The sequence below is a fragment of the Sphingomonas bisphenolicum genome, from assembly GCF_024349785.1.
Lineage (GTDB): Bacteria > Pseudomonadota > Alphaproteobacteria > Sphingomonadales > Sphingomonadaceae > Sphingobium > Sphingobium bisphenolicum.
Genome location: NZ_AP018818.1, coordinates 289358 through 308491, shown reverse-complemented (window position 1 = coordinate 308491; position 19134 = coordinate 289358). Strand labels below are relative to the sequence as shown.

The 19134-nt window shown below is 64.3% G+C and carries 12 protein-coding genes and 2 pseudogenes; 7 read left to right on the top strand and 7 right to left on the bottom strand.

Annotation, left to right across the window (positions count from 1 at the left end; translation table 11 throughout):
- Nucleotides 1–4: 4 nt before the first annotated feature.
- From uxaC to SBA_RS19820, 4 genes and pseudogenes are all read right to left on the bottom strand, one after another.
- Nucleotides 5–1021 (bottom strand): annotated as a pseudogene (gene uxaC / locus SBA_RS19835) (glucuronate isomerase); the annotation flags it as partial.
- Between the two features lie 63 nt (nucleotides 1022–1084).
- Nucleotides 1085–1951, bottom strand: coding sequence for a recombinase family protein (locus SBA_RS19830; protein ID WP_006961816.1), 867 nt, complete (start codon nucleotides 1949–1951; stop codon nucleotides 1085–1087).
- Nucleotides 1952–2093: 142 nt separating this feature from the next.
- Nucleotides 2094–4934 carry a Tn3 family transposase gene (locus tag SBA_RS19825; RefSeq protein ID WP_231382236.1) on the bottom strand — a complete coding sequence of 947 codons (2841 nt, stop codon included), beginning with the start codon at nucleotides 4932–4934 and terminating at the stop codon, nucleotides 2094–2096.
- A gap of 193 nt (nucleotides 4935–5127) precedes the next feature.
- A pseudogene (locus SBA_RS19820) lies at nucleotides 5128–5559 on the bottom strand (glucuronate isomerase); the annotation flags it as partial.
- Between the two features lie 55 nt (nucleotides 5560–5614).
- Between SBA_RS19820 and SBA_RS19815 the strand changes: the two are divergent.
- Together SBA_RS19815 and SBA_RS19810 are read left to right on the top strand one after the other, a co-directional pair.
- Nucleotides 5615–7141: a UxaA family hydrolase gene (locus SBA_RS19815; protein WP_261937351.1), complete on the top strand. Its 1527-nt coding sequence runs from the start codon at nucleotides 5615–5617 to the stop codon at nucleotides 7139–7141.
- A 20-nt stretch (nucleotides 7142–7161) separates the two neighbouring features.
- On the top strand, nucleotides 7162–8637 hold the full coding sequence (locus tag SBA_RS19810; RefSeq protein ID WP_261937350.1) for a mannitol dehydrogenase family protein: 1476 nt from the start codon (nucleotides 7162–7164) through the stop codon (nucleotides 8635–8637).
- Between the two features lie 2 nt (nucleotides 8638–8639).
- Here SBA_RS19810 and SBA_RS19805 read toward each other — a convergent pair whose 3' ends face one another.
- Together SBA_RS19805 and katG are read right to left on the bottom strand one after the other, a co-directional pair.
- On the bottom strand, nucleotides 8640–9338 hold the full coding sequence (locus SBA_RS19805) for a pirin family protein (RefSeq protein WP_224546931.1): 699 nt from the start codon (nucleotides 9336–9338) through the stop codon (nucleotides 8640–8642).
- A 174-nt stretch (nucleotides 9339–9512) separates the two neighbouring features.
- The gene (katG, locus tag SBA_RS19800) at nucleotides 9513–11717 is read right to left on the bottom strand and encodes a catalase/peroxidase HPI (protein WP_261937349.1); all 2205 of its coding nucleotides are present in this window, start codon (nucleotides 11715–11717) and stop codon (nucleotides 9513–9515) included.
- Between the two features lie 184 nt (nucleotides 11718–11901).
- Between katG and ku the strand changes: the two genes are divergently transcribed.
- On the top strand, nucleotides 11902–12774 hold the full coding sequence (gene ku, locus SBA_RS19795) for a non-homologous end joining protein Ku (RefSeq protein ID WP_261937348.1): 873 nt from the start codon (nucleotides 11902–11904) through the stop codon (nucleotides 12772–12774).
- Nucleotides 12775–12777: 3 nt separating this feature from the next.
- Nucleotides 12778–15279, top strand: a complete 2502-nt coding sequence (gene ligD / locus SBA_RS19790; RefSeq protein ID WP_261937347.1) for a DNA ligase D — start codon at nucleotides 12778–12780, stop codon at nucleotides 15277–15279.
- A gap of 3 nt (nucleotides 15280–15282) precedes the next feature.
- Here ligD and SBA_RS19785 read toward each other — a convergent pair whose 3' ends face one another.
- Nucleotides 15283–15930 carry a TetR/AcrR family transcriptional regulator gene (locus SBA_RS19785; protein ID WP_261937346.1) on the bottom strand — a complete coding sequence of 216 codons (648 nt, stop codon included), beginning with the start codon at nucleotides 15928–15930 and terminating at the stop codon, nucleotides 15283–15285.
- An 86-nt stretch (nucleotides 15931–16016) separates the two neighbouring features.
- Here SBA_RS19785 and SBA_RS19780 point away from each other — a divergent pair, with 86 nt between their 5' ends.
- Genes SBA_RS19780 through SBA_RS19770 form a run of 3 tightly spaced genes read left to right on the top strand, consistent with a single transcriptional unit; the run spans nucleotide 16017 to nucleotide 19121 of the window.
- Entirely contained in the window at nucleotides 16017–17141 is a 1125-nt protein-coding gene (locus SBA_RS19780; protein WP_261937345.1) for an acyl-CoA dehydrogenase family protein, read from the top strand.
- A gap of 20 nt (nucleotides 17142–17161) precedes the next feature.
- A complete protein-coding gene (locus SBA_RS19775; RefSeq protein ID WP_261937344.1) occupies nucleotides 17162–18346 on the top strand; it encodes an acetyl-CoA C-acyltransferase in 1185 nt (394 codons plus the stop codon).
- Nucleotides 18347–18359: 13 nt separating this feature from the next.
- Entirely contained in the window at nucleotides 18360–19121 is a 762-nt protein-coding gene (locus SBA_RS19770; protein WP_261937343.1) for an SDR family NAD(P)-dependent oxidoreductase, read from the top strand.
- The last annotated feature ends 13 nt before the right edge of the window (nucleotides 19122–19134 follow it).

Here is a 19134-nt window from a genome sequence, read left to right as displayed (position 1 = left end):
ACAATCATGCCGCGCTGGCCAATGGTCGCGGCGGCGCATCGGGCAGGCGATAGGCCTTGCGTACCAGATTATAGGTCAGGTCTACCGCCAGTTCCTGCGCCTCCCAATCGCGCAGCCGCCCTTCGGCGACCAGCCGCGCGAGAAAGGCGCAATCGACCCGTCGCGCGACATCGTGCCGCGCCGGGATCGACAGGAAGGCGCGAGTATCGTCGTTGAATCCGACCATATTGTAGAAGCCCGCCGTCTCCGTCGTCATCTCGCGGAAACGCATCATGCCTTCCGGGCTGTCATGGAACCACCACGCCGGCCCCAGCTTCAGGCAAGGATAATGGCCCGCCAGCGGCGCCAGTTCGCGGGCATAGGTGCTTTCGTCCAGGGTGAAGAGGATGATCGACAGCGCGGCTTCATTGCCGAAGCGGTCGAGCAGCGGCTTCAATCCTCCCACATAATCGGTGCGCGCCGGGATGTCCGCGCCCTTGTCGCGGCCATAGACGCGGTGCAGCCACGCATTATGGTTGCGGCAGGCGCCCGGATGGATTTGCATCACCAGCCCGTCATCCAGACTGAGCCGCGCCATTTCGGTCAGCATCTGGGCGCGGAACAGTTCGGCATCCTGCGCGGTCCAGTCCTTGCCGACGATGCGGTCGAACAGGGCGGCGGCGTCCGCATCGGACAGGTTCGCGGTCCGCGCGCTCTGATGGCCATGGTCGGTGGAGGTCGCGCCCATGGCGATGAAATCCTGCCGCCGCCGCGCATGGGCGCGTAGATAGCCCTGCCATGTCAGCACATCCTCGCCGGTCAGCTCGGCGAAGGCGGCCAGGCTGGCGTGGAAATCCTCATGTTCCGGATCGACCACAGCGTCGGGGCGATAGGCGGTCACGACCTGCCCGTCCCAGCCCGACTCGCGGATCGCCCGATGATGGTCCAGCCGCTCATGCGCGCCTTCGGTGGTGGCGAGCAACTCGATATGGAAGCGGTCGAACAGCGCACGCGGGCGAAAGGCCGGGGTAGCGAGCAGTTCGGCCCAGTCGGCCCGAAGCTGCGATTTTGGCCATGTTGAAGAACAAAGATTGAACATGGCGATCTACCAGGCTCGCTCTTGTCCTCCAATCTCGTAAACATCGGTCTCGATCGAGCACCTGTAGCTCTCTGCGATGTTGAACATCTCTGTCTGGAGAGATGCGATCTCATCATCGAGGCTGACGCCATCGGCACCCTGATCATAGGCGACGGTCAGCGTGTAATCGCAGTTCCCGGTCTTTTGCATCTGGTAATCCCGCTCCAGCATCGCCTCAATGCGCTCGCGAGCGGGCTTTCTGCCACGACCATGCTTGTTGAAGTTCTCGATGGTCAGATGCAGGGCGATGGTGACAGAAGGCGGCTTTTCCGGCAGCCCGATCCTTGAAGGAATGACGTCAAGCGCCCGATAGACGGTCATTCTTGAGATCTTGAGGTCGCGCGCGACGCTGGCCTTGCTCGCGCCGGCGGTGATCCGGCGTCGGATTTCATCGTCATCGATGTTTTTCTTCCGGCCTTTGTAGACGCCTTCGGCGCGCGCCGCCTCGATCCCGGCGCGCTGCCGGTCCTTGATGAACGTCAGTTCCATGTCCGCGACCATGCCCAGAATGGTGATCACCATCCGCCCCATGCTTCCGGCCGTCGTCACCTCCGGCTCAAGCACCCGCAATGAGGCTCCCTTCTGGTCGAGTTCATGAACCAGATTGAGAACATCGCGTGTGGAGCGACCGAGCCGATCGAGACGCAGGACGACGAGTTCGTCATCGGCGCGCAGGAACTGCATGATCGTCTCAAGCTCCGTGCGTCCAGTGCGCGATGCGCCCGAGCCTGTTTCGGAGCGGAGGATTTCACAGCCCGCTGCCTTCAACCGGGCAACCTGGATGTCGAGATCCTGGTCGATGGTGCTGACGCGGGCGTAGCCGACGCGGGTCATGGGCAAATCCGTCACATTAGGGTGGCTTTGCCCTCGTACAGTAACATTGGTGACGGAACCACCCTTTTGTGACATGTCGTATATGTCACTTCCGATCGTCACGTTCGGGTGCACCCAAATGGTGCGAGCGGAAAGGCCCCGGTCAGGCAGCAAGCCGCCCAAAATCGATCCGGCTATTCAGATCGAGGTCGAAGCGGCCATAAGGATTGACGTGGCTGTAAATCAGCGGTGTGAGGCCGCGATAATCATCCGGCGTCATCCGGCCCGTCCATTTCGGTTCCACCAGCACGCTCTGAAGCATTCGGGTGTTCACATAGACAAGCGACGCTTGCAGCAAATGTAGCGCCAGGACCGAGAGCTGCTGCTCATCGATGCGGTTAGTGGCGATCTCGCCGCCCTTGCCGAAGAAAACGAACCCATTGGCACTGTTCCAGTTTTCAACGACATTCAGGCCTTCATGAATTTCGCGGCGGAAGGACTCCTCGCGCAGATACCGGCACAGGAAGATCGTCTTGACCGCGCGGCCCAGCTCACTCAACGCCTTGTAGGTCGGGTGCATCACCTCGGAGCGGCTAAACCGGCGCAGGATCGCCTCCGGGTCGGCGGTTTTTGTCTGCATCGCGGCTGCATATTTGACCATCTCGTCATATTGCTGCTCGATCTCATCCCAGTTGATCGGACTGGAGAGGATCGGCTGCAAGTGGGGAAGCCGCGTTCGCATGCCGACATCGGGAAGAGCCAGCTTCTGGCGAGCGATCGCTTTCAGGCGGGGTGCAAGCTCAAATCCGAGAAGCCGGCAAAATGCAAAGCCAACCGCGCTTTGGCCATGACTATCAACATATTGTCGCTGGATTTCCATGTCGGTGCAATGGCGCAGCACGCCCTCGATCATGGAGGCGACCTCGGAGGAAGAGCAGCGCTTGAGCTGGGAATAGACGCATGTCGCGCGTCGTTCGACATGCCAGTAGATCATGACGCCCCGTCCACCATAACGCGCATGCCATTCCGTCATCAGGTTGCGATCCCAGGCTCCGAACTTTGTGGAATCTGACGCACAGGCCGTGCCGGCGTCCCCCCAGACTGCAGCATTGCGGATTGCCAGGGTCGCATTCGCAACCCTGGCACACGCCTCCTTGAGCGCCGCGGCATGAACGAAGCGGCGATGGACATGCAGCAGCTCTTCATAGCTGACATCGGGGGTGGCGCCGGCGATCCGCTTGAGCCCGGCATTCGTTCCCAGGCCGTAGAGGCATAGCAGGAGACGTTGATCCAGCGCGGTTTTCGGCAGTGCAACACGCGAGGCCGATGTTTCGAACGCTTCGAGAAGTCCCGTATCAAGGGCAGCCTCCTTCAGTACGTCGAGCAGCCCGGTCATCGGCCAGCGTTGGCCGATCTCGGTCTTGATCGAGGCGAGACCCCTGGGTTCGGGCAAGGGTTTGAACGGGGTGAGAGATATACGGTTCTCGCCGCGCCACAGCAGCCGAACCTTGTCGTTCCGGGGAATATTGGCATTGAGGAGCAACAGTTCCTGAGCAAGCTCTTCCCGGATGGCGCTTGAAAATGCACGCGCATCCGCCGTCAGGTTCAATCCTGTGTAATATGCTTCTCGCCGCGCATCGAAGTCCTTGGGAAGATCGTCATCGGGATTGCGGTATCGGTCCGCCCCGACAACCCAGATTTCCTTAGAACGGATGCGATCGCGCAGTTGCGCGAGGACACAAAGCTCATAACTGATCCGGTTTACGCGCCCCTCTTCATCAATGACGGAACTGCGCCATCTCGCCGGAATGACCTCGTCGACCGGCACTGCGTGCGGCGGCACGTAGCGGCATCCATCATCCACTTTGCTTCTGATCCAGTCCAGGGCCGCCAGCACCGGACGCCACACGGCGTTGTTCGACCGGAACTCCAGTGCCGAAAGCAGGCTTGGCAGCATACGGCGATAATGATTGGCCCATGACCTCCGCATCACCTTGTAGATCCGCCGATCCAAGGCGCCCTTTGCCTGGCTTTCCTTGATGATCGCCGCCAGTTTGTCCTTGCCGGCGATTGGGAAAATGACATCGCAGATGCGCCCGGATGGATCGTCGATCGAAGCGCTGGCAATCTCGACCAGGAGTCGCTCCTTGCCATAGACCCGCTCGATGTCTTTCGCGATATCGCCCACCACCTTGCGTTTCGAGCGCGATCCGATCTTATGGACCGTCTCGATCAGCAGGTCGACCATCGCATCCGTAAGCTGAGCTTCCCGCGCCATCAGATAAACGGCATAGAGCCCGAGCTGGCGCGCCGGTACATGCCGGCGCATCTCCGAGGCTTTCTCGCCGGCAACCCGGCGAACGATCTGATCGACCCATGCCTTGCCCGTGACCGATAGGAAATCTCGGGGAAGAGCAAGCCGTTGGATAAAGGCGAGTTTGGCGGTCACGCCAAGAATGTTTTCGAGCGTCGCCTGACCTGCATCCCCCTTCATCGTGTTGAAGCCGGTCGGGCCATCGGGATCGGCGAGCGAGGCTTCCAGCAAGGCGACCGCATCCGGCGCAAGCCGATCGCGGACTCGGGCCAACAGGGCCTCCAGATAGAGGTGTCGTTGCGAACGGACGAGGCGTTCCAGCTCCTTGCGCGACGGCCCATAGATACGGCGGTCGCGGCACCACAGGAAAACATGCTCGAGCATGGCATTGATCGGCTGCCCGCCCGCACAAAGATCGTCGGAAATCCACCTCGACAACGCCCTGCGATCCGTCTGCGTCATACGGCGGAACCCGAGATGCCGCAAAATCTCCGCGCAATGCCGGCGGGCGGTGCGCCCGGAAAAATCATAGTGGTTCACGGATTTGGCATCGAGACCAAGTTGCTCCGCCAGATACAAGACACCGTCGGAGGGTATCGACGCATGATCCGGCACAAAGAAGCCATGCCCGGCGAAAAATCTAAGCTGAACCGCCAATCCCAGTCGTGCCGTCTCCGCTTTGCCGGTCACGAACGCGATGTCCGAAAAACTCAGGCTCCAGGAGCCGATCAGATCCCCACTCGAAACGCCAAGGCTCATAACGCCGCTCCCTTATCGGAGCGGAACGTCGTTCCTCGCATGGGCGATCGTCAACAACAACCAGCCCGTTCCCGACGTGTTCTCCAAGATGACCAAAATCGCAGCTTCGGGCCGACTGGGCCAGTTCGCCGATCCGGTCATAATAATGATCGGCAGTCGCTTCGGACAGAATCGTGTCGAAACCGAAAACCTCGGCAAAGACATGGTCGAGCCACATCCGGGAAGGCGTGCCGCGGAACAGATGCTGGTTGCGCGCAAAGATACGCCAGGCCGCGCGCGGATCGGCGTCGCCCGGCACGCCATGGGCCGGCACGCCCAGATCCTCCAGCTTCACCCCCTGGCTGTAGAGCATTCGGTAGAGATAATGGTCCGGCGCCAGCAGCAGCGCGGTCGCATTATCCCATGCATCGTTGGTCGCGAACCAGGCGGGATCGGTATGGCCATGCGGGCTGACGATCGGCAGCGCGGCGACACTGTCATAGAGCGAACGAGCGATCGCGCGCGTGCCGGGGTCCGCCGGGAAGAGGCGGTTCGGATCGAGCGAAAGATGGGTCATGACAGCATCTCCTTGGGACTTGTGCCAGCGTTGGCACAAATGCTATCACGGTGCAATGGAGACGATCGCACCTACCCTTGATCCGCCTGTCGACACCCTGCCCGATGCCGTCCGCATCGCCCCGCAGGATGATGTCGCCATCGCGCTGCGCGCGTTGGACGCAGGCGAAACGATCGCCGTAGCGGGACAGGTCGTCACCCTGATCGACTCGGTCGGCCGGGGGCACAAATTCGCCCTGCGCCCGATCGCGGCGGGCGAACCGGTCCGCCGCTATGGCTGGCCTGTCGGCGGCGCGACTCAGGCGATTGCGGCGGGGAACCACGTCCACAGCCATAATCTACGCACCAATTTGAAGGTCGAGGAGCCGTACAGCTTCGTTCCTCTGTCCACGGGCGACCGGGCGCCTTCCGAGACGCGCTGGCGATTCGACGGCTATCGCCGCGCCGATGGCAGCGTAGGCACCCGCAACGAGATATGGGTCATCCCTACCGTCGGCTGCGTCGCGCGTACCGCGGAACGGATCGCCAAACAGGCGGGAGATCGCCATGCCGGGCGGGTCGACGCCGTACTGGCCTTCCCGCATCCGCTGGGTTGTTCGCAGCTCGGCGACGATCTGGACGGCACGGCGCGGCTGCTGGCCGCGCTGGCGTCCAATCCCAATGCCGGGGGCGTGCTTCTGATCGGCCTGGGCTGCGAGGAGAACCAGCTTGCGGCGCTGCTGGAGCGGATTCCGTCCGAACGGCGCGACCGCGTCCGCAGCGTCGGCGCGCAGATCAGTGCCGACGAATATGCGGCGGCGGAAAGCGCGATCGATGCACTGGTAGCCATCGCGGCGCAGGACCGGCGCGAAACCGTGGATATCGGCGCGCTGCGCCTCGGCCTCAAATGCGGTGGTTCCGACGGGCTGAGCGGCATCACCGCCAACCCGCTGATCGGTCGCGCCGCCGATGTCGTCACGGCGGCGGGCGGGCAGGCGATCCTGACCGAGATACCGGAGATTTTCGGCGCGGAACGCCTGTTAATGCAGCGCGCAGCGGACGAGCCGGTGTTCGATGCACTGGTGGCGCTGGTCAACCGCTTCAAACGCTATTTCATCGACCATGGCGAGCCGATCTCCGAAAATCCCAGCCCCGGCAATGTCGCGGGCGGCATCACCACGCTGGAGGAAAAATCGCTGGGCGCGGTGCAGAAGGGCGGCCATGCGACCGTCACCGACGTGCTGGCCTATGGCGAAACCTTGCGCCGTCCGGGCCTGACCTTGCTGGAGGCGCCGGGCAATGACGCGGTATCGACCACCGCGCTGGCGGCAGCCGGGGCGACGATGACGCTCTTTTCCACCGGGCGCGGCACGCCACTGGGCAGCCCGATCCCGACGCTGAAACTCGCCACCAACCACGATCTCGCCCGGCGCAAGCCCGGCTGGATCGATTTCGACGCGGCGCAGGTGCTCGATGATGGCCTGGATGCCACGACCGATGTCCTGATGGCGCGCATCTGCGCCATCGCGTCGGGCGAACCTGCGCGTAACGAACTAAACGACGAACGCGACATCGCTATCTGGAAGCGCGGCGTCACCCTCTGACCTAATTGTAGGATCATGCCATGCCCCGCCTATCGTCCGGCACGTTGGCCGCTGTGCCCGATACCATCGTCCGCCCCGCTTATGACCGCGCGCAGGTGAAAGCCGGCGTCGTCCATCTGGGCATCGGCGCGTTCCACCGTGCGCATCAGGCGGTGATGTTCGACGATGTGCTGGGCGCGGGCGACCTGCGCTGGGGCATCCGCGCGGTATCGCTTCGCTCGCCGGGCGTGCGCGACCAGATGGCGCCGCAGGACGGCCTCTATCATCTGCTGGTGCGCGACGGCGCCGATGTCGCAACGCGCCTGATCGGTGCCGTGCTGGATGTCTCGGTCGCGCGCGAAGACCCCGCCGCAGTGGTCGCGATGCTGGCCGATGCCGACACCCATATCGTGACGCTGACCGTGACCGAGAAGGGCTATAAGCTCGATCCCGCAACTGGCGCGCTGCTGGCGGACGATGCCGATCTGGCGGCCGATCTCGCCAGCCTCGCCGCGCCGGTCACTGCGCCGGGTTTCCTGGTGGCGGCGCTGGCGCAGCGAAGGGCCAGGGGATTGGGGCCCTTCACCGCCATTTCCTGCGACAATCTGCCGCGCAACGGCCACAGGCTGCGCGGCGCGGTGATCGCCCTGGCGCAGCGGCACGATCCCGCTCTGGCGGACTGGATCGCGACGGAGTGCGCTTTCCCCGAAACCATGGTCGACCGCATCGTCCCCGCCACGACGGCGGAGGATGTCGCCGCCTTCGCCCGCGATTGCGGCTTGGTCGACCAGGCGCTGGTCAAGACAGAGCCCTTCACCCAATGGGTGATCGAGGACAAGTTTTGCGGCCCGCGCCCCGATTTCGGCGCGGGGGTCCAGATCGCCATGGCGGTTGCGCCATGGGAGGAAGCCAAGCTGCGCCTGCTCAACGGCGCGCATAGCGCCATCGCCTATCTCGGCGGCCTCGCCGGCATCGCCCATGTCCATGAAGCGCTCGAACGGTCGGCGATGCGCGCCTATGTCGAGCGGCTGTGGGACGAAACCGAAACCACGTTGTCGCCGCCGGCGGAACTGGATGTCTCCGCCTATCGCCGCAACCTGATGGCGCGCTTCGACAATGGGGCTTTGATGCATCGCACCCGGCAGATCGCCATGGATGGATCGCAGAAACTCCCCCAGCGGCTGCTGGCGACGATCGCGGACCGCCGCGCGGTGGGGCAGGGGGTCGGCGCTCTGGCGCTGGGCGTCGCCGCCTGGATCAGATGGCAGGCTGGGGTGAACGATCTGGGCCAGCCCCATGTCGTGGACGATCCGCTTGCCGACCGGATCGCAGCGTTGCTGGCCGGGCAGGGCGACGCGGCAGGCCGGGTGCGTGCAATGCTGTCGCTCGACGCCGTGATGCCCCCGGCGCTGCGGAGGGATGCCGTGTTCGCCGACCTGCTGACCGCGCATCTGTCGAGTCTCGAAGACAAGGGCGCCATGGCCACCGTCATGGCCATGGCGCCCCTGCCGGCCTGATATCAGGCGGCGTCGACCAGCACGATCTCGCTATCCTCGATCGCGGTCACGCGGATGACGGCCAGGTCGCTGATCGCCGCGCCGTCGCGGGCGTTGACCCGCTGCCCGTCAATCTCGATCGCACCGGTCGCCGGGACCAGATAGGCCTTGCGGTCGGCGCCGATCGGATAGTCGGCGCTTTCGCCGGCCTTCAGCGTCGCGGCGACCACCCGCGCATCGGTGCGGATCGGCAGCGCGTCGTCGTCATTGTCGTAGCCTGACGCCAGCGTCACGAACTGGCCGGACCGTTCGCCCTTGGGAAAGGGGCGAGCGCCCCAACTGGGTGCATCGCCCTGGCGGGTCGGGACGATCCAGATCTGGAAGATCGTCGTCGTCACATCTTCGCGATTATATTCCGAATGGCGGATGCCGGTGCCTGCGCTCATCACCTGGACGTCGCCGGCCTCGGTGCGGCCCTTGTTGCCCAGGCTGTCCTCATGGGTGATCGCGCCTTCGCGGACATAGGTGATGATTTCCATGTCGCGATGCGGATGCGGCGGGAAGCCGGTGTGGGGCTGGATCGTGTCGTCGTTCCAGACACGCAGATTGCCCCAGTGCATCCGGGCGGGATCATGATAGCCGGCGAAGGAAAAATGATGCTTGGCGTTCAGCCAGCCATGATTGTCGCCGCCGAGACTGTCGAAGGGGCGTAGTTCGATCATTGTCTGTCTCCTCATGGGGCGGAGGTCGCCGGGATGGCGTCGCCCTGTTGAAGACCTGTCTAGCGCTTGCCAGCTTTCCTGTTCAGACCGATAAAATCAATCAAAATGTTCGATAAAATGGAACAGTTCGCAGCGCCGTAAAAGCGCTGCGAACTGTCCAACTCCCTGTCTCAATCAGGCCTTCAGATCGAACCGGTCTGCATTCATCACCTTGGTCCAGGCGGCCACAAAGTCCTTCACGAACTTGTCGCCCGCGTCGGAGGACGCATAGACCTCCGCCAGGGCGCGTAGCTGCGAATTGGCGCCGAAGGCCAGGTCGGTGCGCGTCGCGGTCCATTTTTCCGCATTGCTGGCGCGGTCGGTGCCGACGAACGTCTCGTCGCTCGCATCGTCCACCTGTTTCCAGGCGGTGCCCATATCGAGCAGGTTGACGAAATAGTCGTTCGTGAGTTGCCCGACGCGGTCGGTCAGGACGCCATGTTTCGACCCGCCATGATTGGCGCCCAGCACGCGCAGCCCGCCGACCAGCACGGTCATCTCCGGCGCGGACAGGCCCAGCAGTTGCGCCCGGTCGACCAGCAGCTCCTCCGTCGGCACATTATAGCGCGTCTGGAGATAGTTGCGGAAACCGTCCGCCTTGGGCTCCAGCACGTCGAAGCCGTCGGCATCGGTCTGCTCGGCGCTCGCATCGGTACGACCGGGCGTGAAGGGAACGGTCAGGTCGTGGCCGGCCGCCTGCGCCGCCTGCTCGATGCCCACGCTGCCGCCCAGCACGATCAGGTCGGCGACCGACGCGCCGCTATCGCTGGCGATGCCTTCATAGACCGCCAGCACTCGCGCCAATGCGGCCGGTTCGTTGACGTCCCAGTCCTTTTGCGGAGCCAGACGCAGCCGCGCGCCATTGGCGCCCCCACGATGATCCGACCGGCGATAGGTGACGGCGGACGCCCAGGCGGTCTTGACCAGATCCTGCACCGACAGGCCGGACGCGGCGATCTTTGCCTTGAGCGCCGTGACGTCCGATTCGCCCAGCGCCGGTCCGGTCGCGGCCGGGATCGGGTCCTGCCAGATCAGGTCTTCGGCCGGGACTTCGGGGCCAAGATAGCGGGTCTTGGGCCCCATGTCGCGATGGCACAGCTTGAACCAGGCGCGGGCGAAGGCGTCGGCGAAGTAAGCGGGATCGGCCCGGAACTTCTCCATGATCGCGCGATAGGCCGGGTCCATCTTCATCGCCATGTCGGCGGTGGTCATCATCGTGGGCACCTTGACGCCGGGCGTATGCGCCTTGGGCGCCAGCGTCTCTTCCGGATTGCCGACCGGCTGCCATTGCTTGGCGCCCGCCGGGCTGCGCACCAGCTCATAGTCATGGTCCAGCAGCATGTCGAAATAGCTCATGTCCCATGTGATCGGCGTTGGCGTCCACGCGCCTTCGATCCCGCTGGTGATGGTATGGTCGCCCATGCCGCTTTCATGACCGCTCTGCCAGCCCAGCCCCTGCTGCGCGATGTCCGCGCCTTCGGGTTCCGCGCCGACCAGCGATGCGTCGCCCGCGCCATGCGCCTTGCCGAAGGTGTGGCCGCCCGCCGTCAGCGCTGCCGTCTCTTCATCGTTCATGCCCATCCGGGCAAAGGTTTCGCGAATGTCGCGGCCCGACTGGAGCGCGTCGGGATTGCCGCCAGGTCCTTCGGGATTGACGTAGATCAGGCCCATCTGGATCGCGGCGAGCGGGCTTTCCAGCACCATCTCCTTGTCGGGCTGGATGCGCGTTTCATTGCCGTCCTGGCCTACCCATTGTTCCTCGGTGCCCCAGTAGATGTCCTTCTCGGGCTCGAACACATCGGCGCGGCCGCCGCCGAAGCCGAAGACGGGGCCGCCCATCGATTCGATCGCGACATTGCCGGCCAGGATCATCAGGTCGGCCCAGCTTAGCTTCTGGCCATATTTCTGCTTGATCGGCCACAGCAACCGGCGCGCCTTGTCCAGATTGCCATTGTCCGGCCAGCTATTGAGCGGGGCGAAACGCTGCGACCCGGAGGACGCGCCGCCGCGCCCGTCGCCGGTCCGATAGGTGCCGGCGCTATGCCAGGCCATGCGGATGAAGAAGGGGCCATAATGGCCATAATCGGCCGGCCACCAGGGCTGACTGTCCGTCATCAGCGCAGTCAGGTCCGCCTTGACCGCATCATAGTCGAGCGACTTGAACGCCGCGGCATAATCGAAATCATGGCCCAGAGGGTCGCCCGACAGGCCGTTCTGCTGGAGGATTTCGAGCGATAGCTGGTTGGGCCACCAGTCGCGATTGGTGCGGCCGAGCAAAGTGCGCCGCGCCGCGGGCTCCTTCATCGGGCAGCCTAGCGGATCAGAGGTTTTGGCATCCATGTCTTCTCTCCTGCTTCAAGTCCCTGCGGCATTTTGTAGGAGCATAGCCCAGTCGAACAAAGCCGGGAATATCGCTCTGTCTGATCGATAATATCAGTGGAAGGCGGGGTGATGACGCCGATCGCTACAGCGTCTTAAGGAACTTCCGCCTCGACCGGGCGCTGATGCCGGCGGAGGTGGTCACATGGCAGCACGCGCATATTGGCAGGGCCAGATTCGGCTGGCCCTGGTATCGATCCCGGTCGAAATCTACCCCGCCACCCGGTCCGGCGCGGCGATCAGCTTTCGCCAAATCCATGAGCCGACCGGCAAGCCGATCAGCTATGAGAAGGTGGTGCAGGGCGTAGGGCCGGTGGACCGGGACGAAATTTTCAAGGGCTTCGAAATCTCCAAGGGCAATTATGTCCTGCTGGAAGAGGAAGAGATCGAGGCGGTCAAGATCGAGAGCCGCAAGACGCTGGAGCTGGTGCAGTTCGTCGAATCCGACGCGATCGACGTCCTTTATTATGAAAAACCCTATTTCGTCGTCCCGGCCGACGATCTGGCCGAAGAAGCCTATGCGGTGCTGCGCGACGCGCTGCGCCAGACCAAGAAGGTGGGGCTGGGCCAATTGTCGGTGCGCGGACGCGAACAGCTCGTCTCCTTGAAGCCCTGCGGACGCGGTCTCGTGCTCGAAGTCTTGCGCTATGCCGACGAGGTGACGCGCGCCCAGACCTATTTCCGCAACCTGCCCGATGACAAGGCCGACGCCGACCTGCTCGACCTCGCCACCACCATCATCGAAAAAAAGACCGCGCCGTTCAAGCCGGAGGAGTTTCACGACCGCTATGTCGATGCGCTCCAGCGGCTGATCGAGAAAAAGAAGAAGGCCAAGGGCAAGCGCGTCATCGAGGATGTCGAGGAACCGGCCAGTGCAAAGGGCGGCAATGTCATCGATCTGATGGCCGCGCTCAAGAAATCGGTCGGGGACGGCGGGAAGGCTGCGCCCGCGAAAAAAGCGCCGGCCAAGGCGGCCGCGACCAGGACCCGCACGTCCGCGAAGCGCAAAAGCGCCTGACCCATGGCTCGCAATCCGCTCGACGCCTACAACGCCAAGCGGGACTTCGCCCGCACCCGCGAGCCGAAGGGCGAAATGGCCAGCACGGGCGGCAACAGCTTCGTCGTGCAGAAACATGATGCGACCCGGCTGCACTGGGACTTCCGGCTGGAGATTGACGGGGTGCTCAAAAGCTGGGCCGTGACCAAGGGGCCGAGCATCGACCCGTCGGACAAGCGCCTTGCGGTGCGGACCGAGGATCATCCGTTAAGCTATGGCGATTTCGAGGGATTGATACCCGAAGGCGAATATGGCGGCGGCACGGTGATGCTCTGGGATCGCGGCACCTGGCAGCCGATGGCAGGGAAGAGCGCCAAGGATCTGGAAAAAGGCCATTTGCACTTCACCCTGGATGGCGAGCGGATGAAAGGCGAGTGGCTGCTCGTCCGCATGAAAGGGCGTCCAAAGGAAAAACGCGAAAACTGGCTGCTCCGCAAGATCGATGACGCGGAGGCAGGCGAAGGCGACCAACTGGTCGAACGGGCGTTGACCAGCGTGCTGACCGGACGTTCGATGGCGGAGATCGCGGCGGACAAGGCGGGTGCCCAGTCGCTCGCCGGGGTCAAGGGCAAGGTCTTTGCCGGCAAGATGCAGGCGGCGCGCGATCATAATGCAAAAGTTGTGACCAAGCCGCGCAAGACCGCAGCCAAGCCGCCCGCCTTCGCCAGGCCCCAGCTCGCAACCCTTGTGGATGATGTGCCGGCGGGCAATAACTGGCTGCACGAGATCAAGTTCGACGGCTATCGCGCGCTCGCCGCGGTGGCGGGGGAGCAGGTACGCATCTTCACCCGCAACGGGCTCGACTGGACCGCCAAGTTCCAGCCGCTTGTGAAGGCGATTGCGGCGCTGGACCTTCCCCCCGCCCTGATCGACGGGGAGATCGTCGCCTTCGGTCCAGACGGCAATCCCAGCTTCTCCGCGCTCCAGTCTGTGCTCAAGCGCGGCCATGGCGCGCAGCGGGACGATACGCCCTTTCATTTCTTCGCCTTCGACCTGCTTGCGCTGGAGGGGCAGGACATGAAGGCGCTGCCGCAGATCGAGCGGAAGGAACGGCTGGAAGCCCTGTTGAAAGCGGCGAAGCCACCCGTCCAGGTTGCCGACCATGTGATCGGCGCGGGAGAAGCCTTATATCGCTCCCTCTGTGAGGCCGGACAGGAAGGGATCATCTCCAAGCGCATCGACGCGCCCTATCGCGGCGACCGCACGCGTAACTGGGTGAAGGTGAAATGCACCCGCCGGCAGGATTTCGTTATCATCGGCCGCAGCGCCAGCACTGCGCGCGGGCGCCCCTTCGCCTCGCTGCTGCTGGCGCAGCATGAGGGCAAGGCGCTTGTTTATAAGGGGAAGGTCGGCACCGGCTTCGACGCGGACCTGATGGCCACGCTCGACAAGGCGATGACCCCGCTGGAAACGGACAAGGCGCCGGTCGACGTGCCGCGGACCGAAACGCGCGGCGCGACCTGGCTGAAACCCAGGCTGGTCGCCGAAATCGCCTTTGCCGAATTTACCGCCGACGGCCGGGTGCGCCATGCCAGCTTCCTAGGCCTGCGTAGCGACAAGCCGGCGAAGGCGGTCACGCCCGAAAAGCCCGCCGCAGCGCCCAAAGCGGCTCCCGCCGTCCGCATCACCAACCCCGACCGCGTCATCTTCCCCGAAAGCGACCAGACCAAGGGCGAACTGGCGGATTATTATGTCACGGTCGCGCCGCTGATGCTGCCCTTCGCCGCGCGCCGGCCGATCAGCCTGGTCCGCTGTCCGCAAGGGCGGGCGAAGAAATGCTTCTTCCAGAAACATGACAGCGGCGCCTTCGGCCAGGCGGTGCGGCAGGTGCCGATCCGCGAGAAGGACGGCGGCAGCGAGGATTATATCTATGTCGAGGATGCCGAAGGGCTGCTCGCCTGCGTTCAAATGGGCACGATCGAATTTCACGGCTGGGCCAGCCGCACCGATGCGGTGGAGCGGCCCGACCGGATGATCTTCGACCTCGATCCCGATGAGGGCATGGATTTCGATCGGGTGAAAGGCGCGGCGCAGGACATTCGCGCACGTTTGTCCGATATCGGCCTCGTCTCCTTCGCCATGCTATCGGGGGGTAAGGGGGTGCATGTCGTGGTGCCGCTGACGCCGGGCCATGATTGGGAGACGCACAAGGATTTCGCGTCTCGCTTCGCCCAGGCGCTGAGTGCGGCCGAGCCGGATCGCTTCGTCGCGACCATGAGCAAGGCCAGGCGCAAGGACAAGATCTTCATCGACTGGCTGCGTAACCAGCGCGGCAGCACCGCCGTGCTGCCCTATTCGGCCCGCGCCCGCGCTGGCGCGCCGGTGGCGATCCCGATAGACTGGGACGAGCTGGACGGAATGAAGGACGCGCATCCTTTTTCGATCGGCGACGCGGCGAGGCTGGTCGAACGCGCGGCCAGCCTCAAGGGCTGGGGCTTCGCTGCGCAGGCATTGCCCGACATCTGATCCTCAGCGGCGCGGGGTGAGGCCGCCCAGCGCGATATCGACCAGCTTCTCCGCGACCTCTTCCGGGCTGAGCGGCCCATCGGGATCATGCCAGCGCGCCGGCCAGTTGAGCGCACCCGCCAGCGCGAAGGAGGCAAAGCGGATATCGACCGGCGCGATCGACCCATCGGCGACTCCCTCTGCGATCAGCCCCCGCACCGCATCGTCAATCTCCCGCTTGCGCGCGCGAAAGCGGATGGCGCTGTCCATCGACAGCACCTCCTCATTGGTGCGGATCACGCAGCGGCCGAAATCGTCCATATTGATGCAGGCATAACGCAGCAGGAAGGCGCGTAGCCGGTCATGGCCGCTCCCCGGCGCGCCGGCCGCCGCATCCGCGGCCTCGCGCAGCATCGACAGGCCGCGATTGACGCATTCGACCAGCACCTGCTCCTTATTGCCCAGATAATGATAGATGGTCGGCTTGCTGACGCCCAGGCTCGCCGCGACATCGTCCAGCGACGTGGCGTGATAGCCCCGCGCATTGAACATCCGCACTGCCGCCAGCAGCACGGCTTCGCGCTTTTCCGCCCGGTCATGCTCGCGTTCCGCCTTGCTGCGGAAGGGGGAAGGAACGGCGGCGGCTGAAACGGGAACGGCAGATTTGGGCAACAGCATCTCCTTGCAAGCCTGGAGCATTGACAAGAAACTCCCGGACAATCAATATACCTATGAGTATAGAAAATACGAGTGAGTTTATGCTGACCGAGATTCAGGCCGCCATCCGCGACACGGTGCGCGACTTCGCGCAGGAGACGATCCGCCCGCACAGCGCCCGCTTCGAATCGGAAGGCGGCTATCCACCCGAACTGTTCCGGGAGATGGCGGGCCTGGGTCTGTGGGGCATGACGGCGCCCGAAGCCTTTGGCGGGGCGGAAGCCGACGCCGTATCCTATGCGCTGGCGCTGATGGAGATCGCCGCGGCCGACGGCGCGCTCTCCACCATCGTTTCGATCCAGAATTCGATCCTTGTGTCCGGCCTGCTCAAGGACGGCAGCGATGCGCAGAAGGCGCGCTTCCTGCCGGACCTGATCGGCGGGCGCATGATCGGCGCCTTCGCGCTGACCGAAGCCGATGCAGGGTCCGACGCCTCGGCGGTGCGCACCCGCGCGACCAAGGTGGACGGCGGCTGGCGCATCACCGGCTCCAAGCAGTTCATCACATCGGGCAAGATCGCCGGCCTGGTCATGATCGTCGCAGTGACCGATCCCGACGCCGGCAAGAAGGGCCTGTCGGTCTTCCTCGTGCCGACCGACCGGCCCGGTTATGGCGTGGACAAGGTCGAGCATAAGCTGGGGCAGGGCGCGTCGGACACCTGCGCGCTGCGTTTCGACGACATGTTCGTCGAGGATGAGCTGCTGATCGGCCGGCCCGGACAGGGCTATCGCATCGCGCTCGCCAATCTGGAGACGGGCCGCATCGGCATCGCCGCCCAATGTGTCGGCATGGCGCAGGCCGCGCTGGAGATCGCGGTCGCCTATGCCAAGGATCGCAAGAGCTTCGGCAGGGCGATCATCGATCATCAGGCGGTGGGCTTTCGCCTTGCCGACCTCGCCACCCGGCTGGAAGCGGCGCGGCAGTTGGTCCTTCATGCCGCCCGGACCAGGGATGCGGGCCTGCCCTGCCTGGCCGAAGCGTCCATGGCCAAGCTGTTCGCGTCCGAAGCGGCCGAGGCGATCGTGTCCGGTGCGCTGCAGACTCTGGGCGGCTATGGTTATCTGGAGGAATATGGCGTCGCCAAAATATACCGCGATGTCCGCGTCTGCCAGATTTACGAAGGTACATCGGATATCCAGCGCATGGTCATCGCGCGCAGTCTTTAAGGTCAGGATGGAGAGTGAACATGCAGGATGATCCTGTCGTAATCGCCAGCTATGCCCGCACGCCGATGGGCGGGTTCCAGGGCGCACTGTCGTCGGTCAAGGCCACCGATCTGGGCGCGGCGGCGGTCAGGGCCGCGGTCGAGCGCGCGGGCGTGGCGGCCGATGCCGTGGACCGCATCTATATGGGCTGCGTCCTGCCGGCTGGCCTGGGCCAGGCGCCAGCGCGACAGGCGGCGCTGGGCGCGGGTCTTGGCCTCAATACGGAGGCTACGACTGTCAACAAGATGTGCGGTTCGGGCATGCAGGCCGCGATCATGGCGCATGAAGCGCTTAGCTGCGGCGCGGCCGACATCGTGATCGCGGGCGGTATGGAAAGCATGACCAATGCGCCCTACGCCCTGCCCAAGCATCGCGGCGGTGCGCGCATCGGCCATGACCGCATCATCGATACGATGATGATGGATGGCCTGGAGGACGCCTATGAACCCGGCAAGGCGATGGGCGTCTTCGCCGAGGAAGCGGTGCGCGACTATCAGTTCACGCGCGAGGATCAGGACGCCTATGCCATCCGCTCGCTCGAACGCGCCAATGCCGCGATCGGCAGCGGCGCTTTCGTGCGTGAGATCACGCCGGTGATGGTCAAGGGCCGGGGCGGCGACACGATCGTCGATACCGACGAGCAGCCGGGCAAGGCCAAGCCCGACAAGATCGCGTCGCTCAAGCCCGCTTTCGTCAAGGACGGCACCATCACTGCGGCCAACGCCTCCTCCATCTCGGACGGCGCGGCGGCGCTAGTCATGACTCGCGCCAGCGTGGCGGCAAGGCTGGGCCTCAAGACGGTGGCGAAGGTCATCGCGACCGCCGGCCATGCGCATGAGCCGTCCAAATTCACCACTGCGCCGGTGCCCGCGATGCGCAAGGCGCTGGAAAGGGCCGGATGGTCTGTCGCGGACGTCGATCTGTTCGAGGTCAACGAAGCCTTTGCCGTGGTCGCCATGATCGCCGCGAAGGAACTGGGCATCCCGGACGACCGGATCAACGTCAATGGCGGCGCGACCGCGCTCGGTCATCCGATCGGCGCATCGGGCGCGCGCATCCTGGCGACTTTGATTGCCGCGCTGGAAACGCGCGGCCTGAAGCGTGGTGTGGCCAGCCTGTGCATTGGCGGTGGTGAAGCCACGGCGATGGCCGTCGAATTAATCTGAAGGGGACAGCGAGATGGACATCAAAGGCGTAGCGGCGATCGTCACCGGCGGCGCGTCGGGGCTGGGCAAGGCAACAGCGACGATGCTGGCGCAGCAGGGGGCGAAGGTCGCGATCTTCGACCTGAATGAGGACGCCGGTCGGGCGACGGCGGAGGCGCTGGGAGGTGTCTATGTCGCTGTCAACGTGGCCGACGACGCCAGCGTCTCGGCGGGTCTGGACGCGGCCGAAGCGGCGCATGGCGTCGCCCGTATCCTGGTCAATTGCGCCGGCATCGCGCCTGCTGTGAAGACCGTGGGCAAGGAGAATGTGCCACATCCGCTCGATACCTTCGCCAAGACGGTGACGGTCAACCTGATCGGCAGCTTCAACGTCATTTCTAAATTTGCAGCCCGGCTTGCGGCGGCGGAAGAGGAGGACGGCGAACGCGGCGTCATCGTCAACACCGCCTCGGTCGCGGCCTATGACGGGCAGATCGGTCAGGCCGCCTATAGCGCGTCCAAGGGTGGCGTCGTCGGCATGACCCTGCCGATCGCCCGCGATCTGGCCCAGCACAAGATCCGCGTGATGACGATTGCGCCCGGCATCTTCCTGACGCCGATGCTGGAAGCCTTTCCGCAAAATGTGCAGGATGCATTGGGCGCGCAGGTCCCGCACCCCAGCCGTCTGGGAAAACCCGCCGAATATGCGCAGCTTGTGGAAAGCATCGTCCGCAATCCGATGCTGAACGGTGAAGTGATCCGCCTCGACGGTGCGATCCGTATGGCGCCGCGCTAGGAAAAAAGCCCCC

Bases quoted from the DNA above. Each gene is read 5' to 3' on its own strand.
- SBA_RS19775 (WP_261937344.1), top strand. From the start codon at position 17,162: ATGCAGGATGATCCTGTCGTAATCGCCAGCTATGCCCGCACGCCGATG.
- SBA_RS19810 (WP_261937350.1), top strand. From the start codon at position 7,162: ATGCCCCGCCTATCGTCCGGCACGTTGGCCGCTGTGCCCGATACCATC.
- katG (WP_261937349.1), bottom strand. From the start codon at position 11,717: ATGGATGCCAAAACCTCTGATCCGCTAGGCTGCCCGATGAAGGAGCCC.
- ku (WP_261937348.1), top strand. From the start codon at position 11,902: ATGGCAGCACGCGCATATTGGCAGGGCCAGATTCGGCTGGCCCTGGTA.
- SBA_RS19805 (WP_224546931.1), bottom strand. From the start codon at position 9,338: ATGATCGAACTACGCCCCTTCGACAGTCTCGGCGGCGACAATCATGGC.
- ligD (WP_261937347.1), top strand. From the start codon at position 12,778: ATGGCTCGCAATCCGCTCGACGCCTACAACGCCAAGCGGGACTTCGCC.
- SBA_RS19815 (WP_261937351.1), top strand. From the start codon at position 5,615: ATGGAGACGATCGCACCTACCCTTGATCCGCCTGTCGACACCCTGCCC.
- SBA_RS19830 (WP_006961816.1), bottom strand. From the start codon at position 1,951: ATGACCCGCGTCGGCTACGCCCGCGTCAGCACCATCGACCAGGATCTC.
- SBA_RS19780 (WP_261937345.1), top strand. From the start codon at position 16,017: ATGCTGACCGAGATTCAGGCCGCCATCCGCGACACGGTGCGCGACTTC.
- SBA_RS19770 (WP_261937343.1), top strand. From the start codon at position 18,360: ATGGACATCAAAGGCGTAGCGGCGATCGTCACCGGCGGCGCGTCGGGG.